Here is a 16,273-nt window from a genome sequence, read left to right on the forward strand (position 1 = left end):
TAAATTCGAGCCTTTTTTGTGAGCGGAGGTTTTGGGAATGAACGGTTTGAAAGCAATCGTTTGAAAGGAATAAGGTGTTATGGGTTCGCTTTAAGCAAGAACGTACTACAAATTTTCAATGCATGACGGTTTAATCGAGTTAGTCGGAAATTAAAGGAATAGCAAAATGAAAACGATCGGTTTGCTCGGCGGTATGAGTTGGGAGTCGACAGTGAGCTACTACAAATCCATCAACGAGGGCGTTAAAGCCACACTCGGCGGGCTCAATTCTGCAAAGGTTTGTATGTACAGCGTGAACTTCGATGAGATAGAAAAGCTTCAACATCAAGGTCGCTGGGCTGAGACGGCGGATATCTTATCGGACGCGGCTTTATCGGTAGAGAAAGCCGGAGCGGACTTCATCCTGATCTGTACCAATACCATGCATAAGATCGTTCCTGAGATCGAAGAGAAGGTCACGATTCCTATCTTGCACATCGCTGATACCACAGCGCAGAAGTTGCTTGAACAGGGTGTAAAGAAAGTTGGATTACTCGGTACCGCTTTCACCATGGAACAAGATTTCTATAAAGGCCGTCTGACTAACAAATTCGGTATCGATGTGGTGATTCCTGATGAGAGTGACCGAGAGAAAGTCCACAACATCATTTATCAAGAGCTGTGTCGAGGCCAAGTAAAAGAAGAATCTCGAGATGTATACCGTCAAATCATTGAGAAGCTAGGCCAACAAGGTGCAGAAGCCGTTATTCTGGGCTGTACTGAAATCGCCCTCCTGATTCAGCAGCAACACACTGATGTTCCCTTGTTTGATACCACAGCCATTCATGCAGAAGCGGCTGTACGTTTGGCGACGAGTGACTGACTTCTAGTTCTTATTCTTAGTTCCATAGCTGTCCTATTTTCGCTCTTGTACGATTTTCATTCGTTGAAGTGAAAGTTTTTTGTACAAAAGCAGGTCGTTAGTTAAAGAAGCGATGCTTTGTTCATTAACCAAGGCCTTATCGGTAGGTAAGGTTTTAGTTAATGACTGAGGTATCCGCGCTTTTAAGCACTATGCTTTAGTCATGACCGAAAGAGGATTTATTATGAAATGGCTTATCTTATCTGTAACGCTGTTATTCGTGGCAGGATGCCAATCGACGGGGTCTCAAGAAGCACAAGTCGGTGACGACATGAATCGAGTTCATACCCAAGGGTGCAGCAGCTAATCTCTTTGTAGAAACATTTTTCAGCTGCTTCGATAACGATTGTTAACTCTACTTGTATATAGATCTACCTTATAAAGCCTTGTGTTCTTACAAGGCTTTCTTCTATGTAAAGCATCTTATTTTTTTAGGTGGATGTTGTAAATTTGTGAATCTGAATTGTCTATATTCTATGCTGTGTACTGGATCTCATTTGTTATTTGACTCCCTTGCTAAAGTTAATAATGAATGCGTAATACCAATCACTTTACTCAACTTAAGAGGTTTCTATGCTAGGTGAAAATCACTCTCTTGTTCACGAATTTCCTGAAATGAAAGACAAAATTGCTGAGCTTGCTAAAACTGACGATGGCTTTGCAGAAGATATGAAGACATACGACAACCTTGATAAAGAGATTCGTAAACTAGAGCTGAAAGATTCACCCATTGATGACGGCTCGATGCACCAATTGAAACATGATCGTTCTGAACTTAAAGATTCACTGCATGCTCGTTTAACTGGCTAGTGAGTTGGCAATTTTGCTGACTAGCTAAATGGCGAATTACAGACTTAGACAAAAACTCCTTCGGGAGTTTTTTTTCGTTTTGGCTCAATCACTTCTTCACAATTCAACTGAGTTAATACGTTGTATTGTTATGTTAATGACGCATAATGAGGGTTACTGGTACACGATTTTTAAGATTTTATTGGTAATCTCATGAATATTGAACACCTCAAATTGTTTGTTCGTTTAGCTTCCACACATAACATCAGCATGGCTGGGCAAGAGCTTGGTTTGTCTCCTGCTGTTGCAAGCTCGCACATTAGTAAACTGGAAGACAATTTAGGCGTTCGCTTGGTGCATAGAACCACTCGTAAGGTCTCTTTAACCGAAGAGGGGGAAGCGTTCTTGCCTCATGCTGAAGAGGTGTTATCGAGCGTCGATGCTGCCAAATCGGCGGTTGGTGTGGGCTGTGACTCTCCAACCGGAACGCTGAGAGTTACCGCATCTGCGTCTTTTGGGCGTTTGCATCTTGTCCCTGCTTTACCTGGATTCTTAGAGCGCTACCCTGGGTTAAAAGTCGATCTCAGACTATCAGATTCGATGGTGGATGTTGTTGAAGGTGGCTTTGATATCGCGATTCGCATCTCGGAGCTGAAAGACTCGACACTGATTGCCCGAAAACTTGCGACAGACAAGCGTATTGTGTGTGTATCGCCTGATTACTTAATCAAATATGGTAAGCCAGCCACACCTCGAGATCTTAATGATCATCAGTGTATTAGCTTAATTGGTTTAGAAAACTGGACGTTCAATACTGAAAGCGGGCCTAAGACGATTAAGGCATCTGGGTCGTTCAGGGCAGATAACGGAGAAGCACTGCGTGACGCAGCCTCAGGTGGTATGGGTATCACGGTGACATCGAATTGGTGTGCCTATGAACAACTGAAAAGCGGTCAGCTGGTTCAAATATTAGAAGATTACCCATTAACATCAGAGCCTGCAATTTGGGCTGTGTACCCAAGCACAAGGTTACTTGCACCAAAGGTGAGAGCCTTCATTGACTACTTCTCTGAATATTATGGTAATCCGCCGTATTGGGAGAAAACATAGAGACAAACGTTATTAAAGCGCTGACATGGTGAGCGTTTTTAAATGTGTTGTTTCGTTGAGATAAAGAATAGCAACCTTTTGTGAAGTTGATAATCAACCGGATTAATAAAACACTATTTAGTTTTTGTTGAAAATAGAGGTGTGAATAAAGTCTCAGGCTGAGCGGAATAGTAGACAATAAAAAAGCTTAGCGTGGGGAGCGCTAAGCTTTGTCATTATTTATATTCAGGAGCGGATGGTTTTGCTAGAAGAACTAACCGACTTGAGAAAAGTTCACCACAGTGCTTTCAAGATTCTCTTTTAAGTAGCTAGAAACTGCATGCTGCTCTGTTTCACTTAAGTACAGGCCAAGCTTGGTTCTGCGCCACAAGATGTCTTCGTCAGTCATCGCCATCTCTTCATTGATCAAGTAATCGATCTCAGCTTGATAAACGCCGTGTGCTTCGCTTGAGAATTGGGTACCAAGATCAGCTTCGCTCGTTGCACCTTCCAGCAGCTTCCAAGTGTAAGTACCAAATTGAGTCACATAACGTAGTAACAGTGCTTCTGATATCCAAGGGTACTTGGTGTGGATCATCTTAGCGAGCTGTTCTCTGCTGCAGCTGAAGTTACCACCCGGTAGTGTGTCGTTAGCTGTCCAAGGTGCGCCCATGTGTTTCAGGTAAGGTTCTAGCTTGTTCAGTGCCGCTTCGCCGAGTTTACGATAAGTCGTTAACTTGCCACCAAAGATAGATAGCAGTGGTGCTTGATCCATTTCTGCATCCAGCTCCAGTGTGTAGTCACGAGTGATCGCTTGTGGCGAGTCAGATTCATCATCACAAAGCGGTCTTACGCCACTGTATGTCCACACAACATCGTCACGCTCTAGTTGCTTAACAAAATGCTGGTTAACGATATCAATCAAGTAATCCACTTCTACATCGTCGATAGCCACTTCGCGAGGATCGCCTTTGTATTCAAGGTCGGTAGTGCCGATGATCGAGAACTTATCTAGGTAAGGGATCATGAACACAATACGATTGTCTTTGTTTTGCAGAATGTACGCTTGTGGTTCGTCGTGAATGCGTGGCACAACAATGTGCGAGCCTTTGATCAGACGAATATTACGAGGCGAAGCCTGCTCTAAACCATCATCAAAGAACTGTTTCACCCAAGGGCCAGCTGCGTTGACCAATGCTTTCGCTTTGCGCTCGAAACGTTGGTTTGTCATCACATCAAGAATCGTTACGTGCCAAATGTCGCCTTCGCGGTGCGCTTTTTCAACTCGGCAGTAGTTGCGTATTTCTGCGTTGTTTTCTTTCGCCGCTAATACGTTCAGCAATACCATACGCGCATCATCGACCCAGCAGTCTGAGTATTCGAAACCTGTTTTCATTTCTGGCTTCAGTAAACCTGATTGAGCCAAGTTCACCGTTTTACTTCCAGGAAGCGTCGTACGTTTACCTAAGTTATCGTAAAGGAATAGGCCACAGCGGATCATCCAAGCCGGGCGTAAAAATGGTCGGTGCGGTAAACGGAAACGCATTGGTTGTGCAACATGAGGTGCTTTTCTCAGCAACACTTCACGCTCTGCAAGTGCTTCTGAAACTAAACGAAACTCATAATGTTCAAGGTAACGTAAGCCACCGTGGATTAGCTTTGAACTTGCAGAAGACGTCGCAGAGGCGAAATCATTTGCTTCGTATAAACCAACGTTTAGACCACGACCAGCAGCGTCTGCCGCGATACCCGCACCATTGATGCCGCCGCCAATAACGATTAAGTCTAGAGTTGAAGATGTACTATTGTTTGAATTAGTTTGTTGAGCACTCATGGTTTTGACCTCTTTCTGAGCGAACGAGCATTTTAGAACATAATTGAATCGTATATTAACTTTCGTTTGCGGTCATTTATTATTTTCGTTTATGCGCGTTTTATGTGATTTGCGCATAAAAAACCTTCGCTTATGACAGCGAAGGTTCCAAATAACTCTCATTCGAGCATAGAAGTGATATTAATCATGTTCAAGTGCGACTTTCCAAGTAACAAAAAAGCCCATTATCGATAAAGTGATCTATCAATAATGGGCTCTTTTAATGAACATGATTTCTGAGCGTTTTTTTATTCGTCCGACGCTAGTGGTTGAGACGCGGTCTCGATCACTTCCAATGGGATCGATGAATCCTTGAGGATGTTCAGGATCTCTTCTGGTGGCTGTTTATTAGTAAACACCATGTGTGCTTGAGAGATGTTACCCAGCTTAACCATTGCGTTGCGACCAAACTTACTGTGGTCGACTGCCAGGAAGATGCTGCGGCTGTTTTCGATGATAGCTTGCTTCACTCGAACTTCATGGTAGTCAAAATCAAGCAGTGAGCCGTCAAAGTCGATGCCGCTGATCCCTAGAATGCCGAAATCGAGGCGGAACTGCTTCACGAAATCGAGTGTTGCTTCACCCACGATACCGCCATCACGGTTTCTCACTTCGCCACCTGCCAAGATAACCTTTATCTCTGGGTTTGGTAGCAGGATACTGGCAACGTTGATGTTGTTAGTCACGACTCTGAGTTGTTTGTGGTTTTTGTTCAGCGCGCGTGCCACGGATTCTGGTGTGGTGCCGATATCAACGAACAGGGTTGCACCATCTGGAATGTGTTTAACCAGTTCGTCGGCGATCACGTCTTTTTCGTTGAAGTTAAGCGCTTTACGCGTGTTATAAGAGGTGTTTTCCGAGCTTAAAGGAATGGTTGCACCACCATGATAGCGACGAATTTTGCTTCTATCGGCAAGTTCATTGAGGTCTCGTCTGATGGTTTGTGGGCTGACATCGAACTTTTCAACGAGCTCTTCGGTGCTCACATATCCTTGTGTTTTTACCAGATCTACAATCTGCTGGTGTCTTGGTATCTGCTTCACTTAACTTACCACTCCCTGCACGCTATGGGCTCTAGCGCGTCACAATCGAAAATATTAACTCGCGCTATTGTGCTCGAATTGATGAGGAGAGAGAAGTAATGATAGTAAGGAATTATGTCCAAACCGCAAAAACGTTGATCAAAACATGAAAAATTGGCTCCAAACGCAAAAAAGAGCACAAAATAGTGCTCTTTTTAGTTTCGTTTACTGAGGAACGAACAATTCAATCGATAAGAGAGTGATTATTCGAACGCTCGATTTTACTCTTCGTCGTCATCGTGCAGTTCAGACCAAACTTGTGCACACTTGATAGCACGCTTCCAACCTTTGTAACGGCGGTTACGCTTTTCTTCATCGTGGTGTGGCAAGAACGTACGGTCTAGTACTGCTTTGTCTTGAAGCTCATCAATACTGTCCCAGAAACCAACCGCTAGGCCGGCAAGGTAAGCGGCGCCCAGAGCGGTTACTTCCGTTACTTCAGGGCGGTGAACCTCAGTATCAAGCACGTCTGATTGGAATTGCATTAGGAAGTTGTTCGCTACTGCGCCGCCATCAACACGTAGGTTTGCTAGCTTGATGCCAGAGTCCGCTTGCATCGCGTCTAGTACGTCACGCGTTTGGTAAGCAATACCTTCCAAGGTTGCACGGATGATGTGGTTAGAGTTAACACCACGAGTCAGGCCAACAATCGTACCGCGAGCGTAAGCATCCCAGTATGGTGCGCCTAAACCAGTAAACGCAGGGACTACGTAAACGCCGTTTGAAGAATCTACTTTGGTTGCGAAGTACTCAGAGTCTTCTGCGCCAGCCAGTAGTTTCATTTCATCACGTAGCCATTGGATTGATGCGCCGCCCATGAATACCGCACCTTCCAGTGCGTATGCAGGTTCGCCTTTAGGGCCACATGCCAGTGTGGTTAGAAGGCCGTTTTTCGATGTGACTTTCTCTTGGCCTGTGTTCATTAGAAGGAAACAACCAGTACCATAAGTGTTCTTAGCTTGGCCTGCTTCTACACACATTTGACCGTAAAGTGCAGCTTGTTGGTCACCCGCAATACCCGCGATTGGAATACGAGTACCGCCTTTACCACCAAGGTTCGTTTGACCGTAAACTTCAGAAGAACGCTTCACTTCTGGCATCATTGATGACGGGATCCCCATTTCATCAAGTAGCTTTTGATCCCAGCATAGGTCGTTGATGTTGAACAACATAGTACGTGACGCGTTAGTGTAATCCGTAACGTGAACACGTCCTTGAGTCATCTTCCAAACCAACCAAGTATCAACCGTACCGAACAGTAGTTTGCCAGCTTCAGCGTCTTCGCGAGCGCCTTCAACGTTGTCTAGAATCCATTTTACTTTGGTACCTGAGAAATACGGGTCAAGGACTAAGCCAGTATTGTCACGTACGTAGTCTTCTAGGCCACGCGCTTTAAGGTCTTCACAGATGTCGGCAGTTCGGCGACACTGCCATACGATTGCGTTGTAAACCGGTTTGCCAGTTTCTTTGTTCCATACAATAGTAGTTTCACGTTGGTTGGTGATACCAATGCCGGCTAGCTCATCGCTGCGAATGCCTGCTTTAGCCAAAGCTTCAACCAATGTAGAGCTTTGAGTCGCCCAAATTTCCATTGGATCATGCTCAACCCAGCCAGCTTTAGGATAAATCTGGGTAAACTCTCGCTGAGAAGAACTGACGATATTTGCATCATGGTCGAGAATTACGGCGCGTGAACTTGTTGTTCCTTGGTCTAGGGCAACAATGTATTTTTGCTCGGTCATGGTAAGAGTCCTTTTTCTTTTGTTATTTATATTTTAGTAAATGTAGGGTCGCTTAGGAATTAAGCTTGAGCTTGTTCAGCTTCTTCTTCTGTTTCACATTGGTTTGGAATTGTGCAGCCTTGGCCTTCAACTGGTAGGTAAGCACCGATAACACGTGGGTACAACCAACCACCAAAACACGCACCAGCAATTGGAGCAAGAATTGGAACGATGAAGTAAGGAATATCACGTGCACCGCTTAGTGCGAAATCCCAACCTGCAAAGTAAGCGAACAGTTTTGGCCCGAAGTCACGAGCAGGGTTCATTGCAAAGCCCGTCAGTGGACCTAAAGAACCACCGATAACCGCGATAAGAATACCGATCAGTAGAGGGTTCATTGCACCGCGAGATGCGCCGTTGTTCTCATCACCTAACGCTAAAATGGCAAACATCAACACTGCTGTAATCACGAATTCCACAGCAAAAGCGCCGAAGAAAGAAAGTGAAGCATGTGGGTAAGTCGAGAAGATACCAGCAGTTGATAGTGCGTCTTGGCTGCTACGAACGAAGTTGTGTGCAATTTCGTAGTCAGTAAATAGGTTGCTGTACAGGCTGTAAACCAATGCTGCAGAGCAGAAAGCGCCAAGCAGTTGCGAAATGATGTAAGGCACCACTTTTGCTTTATCAAAGCCATGGAACATGGCCAGTGCAATCGTTACGGCTGGGTTGATGTGTGCGCCTGAAACGCCGGCAGTACAGTAAATTGCAATCGCAACACCGAAGCCCCAGATGATGCTGATTTCCCATTGTCCGAATGTCGCACCAGTTAATACCAGAGCGGCCACACAGCCAACGCCAAAGAATATGAGTAATCCTGTACCGATAAATTCAGCCAAGCATTGCCCAAATAAAGAAGGGTGTTTGTTTGTTGTCATGTTCGAGTCCTTTTTAGTTTTGCTTATCTAGCACGTGTATTGTGCATATATTTGCGAACTCGAAAATAAACGAACATCAAAAGTGAGCGTTTGAGCATAAAATTGTTAATTAAAGTCACTTGAAATGTTAATCCGAACACTTTTGCTCGAAAAAGATGCTCGCATGAACGTCATTGCTCGAATTGATAGGTTGCGAAGCCGCTCAAACTACCTATATGTAAATGAATGCGCAACTGGTACGAGGAGTTTATGTTTGGATTTGTGATGCTACTTCGTGAGTGGCGGATTATTAGACTTAATTAGGGAGGGCTGTGTGATGTTTTTGCTATGTAACAAGGGCGTTAACAAATGAGCTTATATGCATAAATGAATAAACTGCCAACTATGTTGTAGTTTGGCAGTTTTAATTTGGGTGTATGTTCTTGTTATACGAGATGAACTTACCGCTCTAAACCAGAGCTGCCACTTTTCCTTTCGCAACCAATTGATCTCGAACTGAGTCATACGCCCAGTTGAACGCAATCGCGTAAAGTACGAAGAAAATAACTAGGCCGATGTCCATGATCAGTACGGTTAGGAAGTCGAGTTGTAGAACCCACATCAAGACAGGCAAAGTCACTGTCATCAAGCCAAGCTCAAAACCTAATCCGTGCAGAACACGTGTTTTCTTGGTTCTTTTGCTTCGGTCAGCTCCGTAAATTTTGTCGTAGCCATAGTTGTAAGCGTAGTTCCAAGCCATTGCAATCAATGATATTACGAGCGCTAAGCCTGCCATTTCACCTGCGCCGTTTCCTGTAATATAGGTTGCAAGCCCTGCCATCAAAACCAAAGCAACCAATTCAAATAGCACCATGTGCAACATGCGTTCTTTATGTGACATTTTTCTAACTCTCTTTACGATTAAATAGCCGCCGATGGGCTAATGACTTGGCTAGATAATATCTACTTAAGTGATAATATAAAGATAGTTAGTATCACATATTATGATATTAAGTTTTGGGAGAAACCGAATGTACAACGTTGAACAACTGAAAATGTTTGTGTATGCCGTTGAATTAGGGTCATTTTCTGCCAGTGCTCGTCATTTGGGTAAGGTTCAGTCGGCGGTGAGCCAAGGCATCAGTAATCTTGAAATCGATTTTAATGTTGAGCTTTTTGATCGTTCGACTCGAAAGCCTTCACTAACCAAAGCGGGCGAGCAGTTATTTAAACAGGTGAAAGCGATCGTGCTTCAGGTTGAAGATCTGAATGTGACGGTTAACGCGATGGGTAGCGGCGAAGAGGGGCTCATCAAAATTGCATTAGATGATTCATTGCTGGTTCCGAACTTATCTAAGATCCTTAGTCAGTTCAGTCAACAATTCCCTGCGACTGAAGTTGAATTGGTTGCGTGTACCACAACAGAGGTCAATCCGTTAATTATCGAAGAAAGAGCCGACATTGGATTGATGTTTACCAACTTGGCTTTTGATGTCGGTTCTGAGCCATGCTTTATCGGTCACTTACCGTTTATTGCTGTGTGTCATCCAAGTCATTCGCTCGCAAAAACAGGTGTGGCGAAACTCTCTGATTTACTCCCGCATCGTCAGTTAATGTTGAGGGGAGACAAAGGCAAGGTGATGGACCAGTTTCCACTGATTGCCGGTAAGGTATGGTGGTCAAACAGCTTTATTGTGATCAAAGAGATGGTACTCGGCAGCGATATTGGCTGGGCCTACTTACCTAGGCACCTTGTCGAAGAGGAGCTGAATAAGCAGCGTTTAGTGGAGATTAATGTCTCATTCGATCACAAAACATGGTCGCCGCCCGTTGATCTTGTTCTGTCTAAAACACGCTCTAAAGGTCCTGCATTACTTTGGCTTGAACAAGCATTGAAAGGCTTATTAGACGAAACGTAAACTGGAAGAGACTTAAATTGGATCAAACTGAATAAAGAAAAGGCTCACCGTTTAACGTGTGAGCCTTTCTGTTTGACGTGATGCTGCTTTTTATCAGCTCTAGATATAGATATAGATGCTAGACGCTAGGTTTAACCGTCTGACCGTTGTAGTACTTGCCTTTCATCTTAAGCGCCACGTTCACTAGGTAAATCAACACAGGTACTTCAATCAGTGGACCGATAACACCGGCAAACGCTTGGTCTGAGTTGATACCGAATACTGAGATAGCAACGGCAATCGCTAGCTCGAAGTTGTTACCTGTCGCTGTGAATGCAATTGATGCGTTCTTGTCGTATTCAATACCCATCTTCTTACCAATGAAGAAGCTGATGAAGAACATCGCTGTGAAGTAGATAGTCAGTGGAACAGCAATCAACAATACGTCCATTGGCAGTTCTACAATCATCTCGCCTTTTAGGCTGAACATCAGAACGATAGTCGCCAGTAGTGCAATCAGTGTGATTGGAGAGATGCGTGGAATAAACACATCGTTGTACCACTGCTCGCCTTTCATCGACACAAGGATCTTACGGCTTAGGAAGCCCGCTAAGAATGGGATACCTAGGTAAATAAGTACACTGTGTGCAATGTCGATCATCGAGATATCAACCAACATGCCTTCGTAACCAAATACTGGCGGAAGAACGCTGATGAACAACCACGCCATAAAGCTGTAGCTCACCACTTGGAACGCACTGTTTAGAGCAACTAATGCCGCACCGTATTCTTTGTTACCGCCGCCGATGTCGTTCCAAACCAGAACCATCGCCACACAGCGAGCAAGACCAATCAGAATGACGCCGACCATGTAACCTGGGTGGTCGCCTAAGAATGTTAGCGCCAACACAAACATCAGAATTGGGCCAACAAGCCAGTTCATGATCAGAGACAGCTTGATCGCTTTCTTATCTTTTACCACGGTGCCTAGCAGGTTGTAGTTAACCTTAGCCAGAGGTGGGTACATCATTAAGATAAGGCCAATCGCAAGTGGAATGTTGGTGGTACCAACCGACATAGATTCGTTCCACTGTTCGATCTGTGGGAACAGGGTACCAAGCAATACACCAAGGCCCATGGCAATAAAAATCCACAGTGTTAAGTAGCGATCTAGAAAACCTAACTTTGGTTTCATGATAATCTCTCTTTTGTTGATATCGTTAATCGTCGAAAAACGATATTTAAAGGCAAAAAATACGCTTAGTTTATTGTGTTCGACAAACTAAGCGTGGTTAATCTATTTCAAAATGGTGTCGATTAGCGTCTCAAATTGCTGAATATTATCTCGATTAATGCGGTAGCACATCTTCGGTGGTATCGATTCAGCAGTGATGAACCCAGAGGTTTTCAAGATTCTTAGGTGCTCTGATACTGTCGATTGCGCTAAACCTAATTCGCTAACCAAGTCACTGTTCAAACAGCCGCCCGATTTTTCTAGCGTTGAAAGGATACTCAATATACGAACTCTTGCCGGGTGAGCGAGTGCTTTCGCCAGTGCGGCCATTTGCTTTTCTGCTTTAGCATCACCGTGTTCGATGGGCAGAGAACAGCCACCAGATGTCGAGCAAGTTGAGTTCATATTGACGTCTCACTTTCATTAATCGTTAAAAGACGATTAATGATAAGCCTATTTTAAATAGGGGTCAATGCTCACTGTCTATTTGAACGAACTTTAAGGTGGCGATTCAGGGACTATGGTTGAACTCTGCTTTGACTCAGCTACGCAAAATGGCGTGAACATCGATTAAACGCCATTTTGCTCGGTTATCCGCTAGTTAAGAACGGTATAGCCTCGGTTGATCATACAGTTACGATTCACTTGAAACTTCTGCTGCTCAGATAGCTCGGCGGATTGTCTTTTTTGAGCACCGTGCTTTAAAGCGCCGCTGATAATACCGATGCCAGCACCAATTTTTGCACCATCATGACCACTCCCGCCAGAGACGGCTCCACCAACCGCACCCAGCGCTGCACCCTTAGCGGTTGAACCGACAATATCGCTGCCAAGAGAATCGACCTCTTCAGGCTTCACTTGTTGAGCGTATTGCTCACATTCATACAGATCGGCGTGATACTGTGTTTCATCAACACCTTTAGTATCGACAATGATTTGATTAGCAAATACTGAACTTGATGCTACAAGCAATATCGCTGCGATTGGAGAGAATGGAAATTTCACAATATAGACCTCTAGAGTATTCATTGCATTGTTAAAGTGACGTGTAGTTCTCGATGAAATCAAGGCGACGATCGGTGTACTCACCAGAATCCAACATCTTAGATAACCCGCGAAGCGTGTTGTAAGGCTGAGAAACGGCCACCATGTTAATGAGCCAATACGGAATATCGCCACCTGGATCACTCAATACTCGATAAGAGATATGGGTGGTGTTTTCGTCGATTGGTGTCAGGATCCAACTCGCCTCTAATTCAGCCACTCTGATGATTTTTTTATTATTGTTTGGCAGGTAATCAGGCCTACCATGCTGATCAATGGTGACAACCATCGTCTTTGGATCTTGAGTGATGACGTTCTCTACGATAGCTTCACGATCGGCAACTGGCCAAGGTGCCTTGGTATAGGTTTTGGTGATCGTGTGCGCCGCACTAAAATGCTCTATTTCTTCCATGTCATCGATGTTTTCTACCCATTGCGTGCCAACAGAGGTATCGATAAAGAGTGCGATAATAGAAGTGAGGGACGCGTTGATGTCGCCTTCTGCTCGAAATTCTTTAAAGTGACTGCCTTCAATTTTACGGTTATAAACCTCGATGCCTTTTTTATCGCGTGCCAGTGACCAGCCATCGGTGTCTGATGCAAACACCGAAACTGAACAAGCAAGAAGAAGCAAAGTAATAATCTTATTCATCATGTTAATGAGCGCCCTTTCCAGCTGATTTTATTGGTTTTAGATAAGCGGTAACTGTTCAGCACGAGTAGGCTTTGAACACAAATACCGAAGGGTACGGTTAACGCAAATTTTGCGGGAACAAACAGTTCCTTAACCAAAATGAAGTAGGTGACGATCGACACCAAGAGCATCACAGAGCTGACAATGAGCGAATAAGCATGAATGGCAGACATGTCACTGATGAAGGCGTTCGCCGATACCAGCATCAAAAGCGGTCCCGCCCATGCGATGATGTTGGCTTTGATGAAGACTTTTAAAGCTTGTGCTTGCGATTGACAATTCACAATAAGATTCATGTTTTTGGAAAAGCCAGCCCAGATTGAGTTGAAGTCTGAATACATGTGCGTACTCATTAGTTTGTCTGCAAATGCCCAGAAAATCTTAAATCCATTGACCTTCATGACTTTTGCAAAGGCGATGTCTTCCGATATCGCGTTTGCTACTGCGGCGTGTCCACCGACTGCGTCGTAGGATTTTCGGGTAAACAACATCGCCTGACCGTTAGCAATCGCTTCTTCCTTAGTCATGTCGTTCGAGTTTTTAAAGTTCATATAAGATGCGATCGATAGAAAGATGCCCGGCAAGGTCGCTTTTTCTGCCACAGACGCAAAAGTTTGTTTTGGATTAAACGATAAGAGATCAGTTTTTTGTTGGATAGCAAAGTCGATAACGCTCTGTAGCATCGCGGGTGCTGAATCGGTATCTGCATCAATGAAATACACATATTCACCGCTCGCGTTGAGTGCGCCAGCCATACATGCATTGCTCTTACCAAGCCATCCGGTCGGTAACGTTCTACCTGAAATACAGCGCGCGTTAACGTCGAACTTACTGATCAATGCTTCTACTTTTGCACGGGTTGAGTCAGTAGAAAAGTCATCAACAACAATGACTTCAAACTTGTCTTTTGGGTAGCTCTGCTTCAATAGAGAGCCAAGGCTGATTTCAATATTGTCTTCTTCATTTCGCGCAGGAATAATGACGGAAACAGTCGGCCACTCAGTTCTTTTGAACGATATTTTAGGTTCAATGTGAATACGATGGCGCTCTAAGTTCGCAAGTGTGATTAGAAACTTGACGGTAACGATGCAAAGCAAGGTCGTAATAATAGCTAAAATCATAATGACTGTGGTCGGAATAAAGTGATGGAGAGACAGGAAAGAATATAGTGGAGTGTGACCTAACGCACATCTTGTATGTAGGACTTAACCCTTCAAACTGGAATGCGCTTCTGTTAGCGTTTGCCTTGGAAAGATGTGAAACAGTGACTGACAGGCGGTAAAATAAGCATTGTATTCACCAGCGACTCTAGCGATATAATCGAACCCAGAACCGTTACTCAAGATAACGAATGATCATAATCCAATAATAGGTACGCCCGACATGCCCCAACAAAACATCAAATTTATCGCGACTGATATGGATGGCACCTTACTCGATGAGCATGGAAAGCTCGACCCTGAGTTTTTCAATCTTTATGAGCGCTTAGAAGCGCAAGATATTATTTTTGCTGCCGCGTCTGGCCGCCAGTATTACAGCTTGCTAGAAACATTTTCCCCGCTTAAAGATCGCATGATGTTTATTGCTGAAAACGGCACATTAGTGATGCACAAAGGCCAAGAACTTTACAGCTGCTTGCTTGATACCGATGCCATTAAAGAGATCATTAAAGAAGCTCGAGCTATTGAAGGCGCGCATGTGGTGCTATGCGGTAAGAAATCGGCATACATCGAAACCAAAGATGAGCGTGCTCTGGCGGAGATCTCTAAGTACTACCATCGCCGTGAGCAAGTAGAAGACTTACTGGCGGTAGAAGACGATTTCATCAAGGTGGCTATCTGTCACTTCGACGGTTCACAAGAGAAAGTGAACCCAACTATTGATGCCAAATTCGGTGAGAACTACCAAGTGGTTGTAAGCGCAAAAATTTGGTTAGATGTGATGAACGCTGAAGCGTCAAAAGGTGCGGCGATTAAACATCTACAGAACACATTAGGTTTCACTTACGAGCAGACCATGAGCTTTGGTGATTACCTAAATGACTTGGAAATGCTTAAAGAGAGCTACCACTCTTACGCGATGGAAAACGCGCATCCAAAGTTAAAAGAGATCGCGCGTTTTGGCGCGCCAAGTAACGTTGACGCGGGTGTGTTCCAAGTACTTGAGAAGTTGCTAGCGTAACGCTCTTGAGCTAGATTCGATTTTTATCAAAGCCAACTCGTGAAAATGAGTTGGCTTTTTTGTTGGCTGCTGTTGTATTGAGTTAAATTTGAACGAGTGTTCAGCTTGTTGTAGTCTAACCAGAAAGATGGGTATTCACTTTGAATTGGATACGCCTTAGTAACGATATTTGGAATGATTATGAGCAAGAAACTTCAACTTGATATTATTTCTGACGTAATGTGCCCGTGGTGCGTAGTCGGTTACAAAAACTTAGAGCTAGCCGTTGCGGAACTTGGTTTAGAAGACAAGATTGAACTTGAATGGCAGCCGTTTGAGCTTAACCCTGACATGCCGCAAGAGGGCGAAAACCTGCGTGCCCATATCATGAGAAAATACGGTTCTAGCGCAGAAGAGAGCCAACGTTCACGAGAACAGCTTTCGGCTCGCGGCCAAGCGGTTGGTTTCGATTTCAATTTCTATGACAGTATGAGAATGGTCAATTCACGTCATCTACATGTACTTCTCGATTTTGCACTAGCGCACGGCAAACAGACTGAGTTAAAGCTACGCTTCTTTGCTGCTCACTTCACAGAGCAAAAAGACCTGTCCGATCTTGAAGTCATTGCACAAGAGCTTGAAGCGGTTGGCTTAGACTCAACGAAGGCACTGAAGCGCCTAAAGAACACCGACAACTTGAAGCAAATTGAAGCGCAAGAGTTTGAATGGCAACGCATGGGGATCTCTGCGGTTCCTACTGTGGTGTTCAACCGTAAGAGTGCAGTAACGGGCGCGCAGACGGTAGAAACCTACAAGCAGATTCTTCAAGAGCTTATTGCTGAATCATAAACGGATCATTGCTATCAATTAGAGT

General features: G+C 44.3%; 17 protein-coding genes. 7 read left to right on the plus strand and 10 right to left on the minus strand.

The window, feature by feature from the left end; genetic code table 11:
- Positions 1-166 precede the first annotated feature (166 nt).
- The 4 genes from AB4323_RS00185 (at position 167) to AB4323_RS00200 (ending at position 2,800) form a co-directional block, all read left to right on the plus strand.
- Positions 167-862 carry an aspartate/glutamate racemase family protein gene (locus AB4323_RS00185; RefSeq protein ID WP_372057865.1) on the plus strand — a complete coding sequence of 232 codons (696 nt, stop codon included), beginning with the start codon at positions 167-169 and terminating at the stop codon, positions 860-862.
- Positions 863-1,085: 223 nt separating this feature from the next.
- On the plus strand, positions 1,086-1,208 hold the full coding sequence (locus tag AB4323_RS00190; protein WP_258182976.1) for a hypothetical protein: 123 nt from the start codon (positions 1,086-1,088) through the stop codon (positions 1,206-1,208).
- Positions 1,209-1,474: 266 nt separating this feature from the next.
- Entirely contained in the window at positions 1,475-1,711 is a 237-nt protein-coding gene (locus AB4323_RS00195) for a YdcH family protein (protein ID WP_065606862.1), read from the plus strand.
- A gap of 192 nt (positions 1,712-1,903) precedes the next feature.
- On the plus strand, positions 1,904-2,800 hold the full coding sequence (locus AB4323_RS00200; protein WP_102428071.1) for a LysR family transcriptional regulator: 897 nt from the start codon (positions 1,904-1,906) through the stop codon (positions 2,798-2,800).
- 253 nt (positions 2,801-3,053) lie between these two features.
- Here AB4323_RS00200 and glpD read toward each other — a convergent pair whose 3' ends face one another.
- The 5 genes from glpD to AB4323_RS00225 all read right to left on the minus strand — a co-directional run bounded on the left by glpD (position 3,054) and on the right by AB4323_RS00225 (position 9,270).
- Entirely contained in the window at positions 3,054-4,613 is a 1,560-nt protein-coding gene (gene glpD, locus AB4323_RS00205) for a glycerol-3-phosphate dehydrogenase (RefSeq protein ID WP_372151334.1), read from the minus strand.
- Positions 4,614-4,900: 287 nt separating this feature from the next.
- A complete protein-coding gene (locus AB4323_RS00210) occupies positions 4,901-5,695 on the minus strand; it encodes a DeoR/GlpR family transcriptional regulator (RefSeq protein ID WP_372151336.1) in 795 nt (264 codons plus the stop codon).
- A gap of 260 nt (positions 5,696-5,955) precedes the next feature.
- Positions 5,956-7,476: a glycerol kinase GlpK gene (gene glpK, locus AB4323_RS00215; RefSeq protein WP_017060940.1), complete on the minus strand. Its 1,521-nt coding sequence runs from the start codon at positions 7,474-7,476 to the stop codon at positions 5,956-5,958.
- A 59-nt stretch (positions 7,477-7,535) separates the two neighbouring features.
- Positions 7,536-8,390, minus strand: coding sequence for an MIP/aquaporin family protein (locus tag AB4323_RS00220; RefSeq protein ID WP_004732234.1), 855 nt, complete (start codon positions 8,388-8,390; stop codon positions 7,536-7,538).
- 448 nt (positions 8,391-8,838) lie between these two features.
- Complete coding sequence (locus AB4323_RS00225; RefSeq protein WP_108093043.1) at positions 8,839-9,270, minus strand: PACE efflux transporter; 432 nt, start codon at positions 9,268-9,270, stop codon at positions 8,839-8,841.
- Between the two features lie 130 nt (positions 9,271-9,400).
- Here AB4323_RS00225 and AB4323_RS00230 point away from each other — a divergent pair, with 130 nt between their 5' ends.
- Positions 9,401-10,288 carry a LysR family transcriptional regulator gene (locus tag AB4323_RS00230; protein WP_372151338.1) on the plus strand — a complete coding sequence of 296 codons (888 nt, stop codon included), beginning with the start codon at positions 9,401-9,403 and terminating at the stop codon, positions 10,286-10,288.
- A 118-nt stretch (positions 10,289-10,406) separates the two neighbouring features.
- Here AB4323_RS00230 and arsB read toward each other — a convergent pair whose 3' ends face one another.
- The 5 genes from arsB to AB4323_RS00255 all read right to left on the minus strand — a co-directional run bounded on the left by arsB (position 10,407) and on the right by AB4323_RS00255 (position 14,360).
- Positions 10,407-11,462 (minus strand): ACR3 family arsenite efflux transporter, encoded by a 1,056-nt coding sequence (gene arsB / locus AB4323_RS00235; protein ID WP_108193720.1) that lies wholly within the window; start codon positions 11,460-11,462, stop codon positions 10,407-10,409.
- A gap of 102 nt (positions 11,463-11,564) precedes the next feature.
- Positions 11,565-11,906 (minus strand): ArsR/SmtB family transcription factor, encoded by a 342-nt coding sequence (locus AB4323_RS00240; protein ID WP_372151340.1) that lies wholly within the window; start codon positions 11,904-11,906, stop codon positions 11,565-11,567.
- Positions 11,907-12,098: 192 nt separating this feature from the next.
- On the minus strand, positions 12,099-12,506 hold the full coding sequence (locus tag AB4323_RS00245; RefSeq protein ID WP_029235181.1) for a glycine zipper family protein: 408 nt from the start codon (positions 12,504-12,506) through the stop codon (positions 12,099-12,101).
- A gap of 31 nt (positions 12,507-12,537) precedes the next feature.
- A complete protein-coding gene (locus AB4323_RS00250; protein WP_017072305.1) occupies positions 12,538-13,200 on the minus strand; it encodes an START domain-containing protein in 663 nt (220 codons plus the stop codon).
- Positions 13,197-14,360, minus strand: coding sequence for a glycosyltransferase family 2 protein (locus AB4323_RS00255; protein WP_017064013.1), 1,164 nt, complete (start codon positions 14,358-14,360; stop codon positions 13,197-13,199). Before AB4323_RS00255 ends, AB4323_RS00250 begins: the two co-directional genes overlap by 4 nt.
- 262 nt (positions 14,361-14,622) lie before the next feature.
- On the opposite strand from AB4323_RS00255, the gene AB4323_RS00260 reads away from it, so the two are divergent.
- Positions 14,623-15,420 carry a Cof-type HAD-IIB family hydrolase gene (locus tag AB4323_RS00260; RefSeq protein ID WP_017069716.1) on the plus strand — a complete coding sequence of 266 codons (798 nt, stop codon included), beginning with the start codon at positions 14,623-14,625 and terminating at the stop codon, positions 15,418-15,420.
- Positions 15,421-15,600: 180 nt separating this feature from the next.
- Complete coding sequence (locus tag AB4323_RS00265; protein WP_372151342.1) at positions 15,601-16,248, plus strand: DsbA family oxidoreductase; 648 nt, start codon at positions 15,601-15,603, stop codon at positions 16,246-16,248.
- The last annotated feature ends 25 nt before the right edge of the window (positions 16,249-16,273 follow it).

The organism is Vibrio sp. 10N.261.52.C11, assembly GCF_041471405.1.
GTDB lineage: Bacteria > Pseudomonadota > Gammaproteobacteria > Enterobacterales > Vibrionaceae > Vibrio > Vibrio crassostreae_C.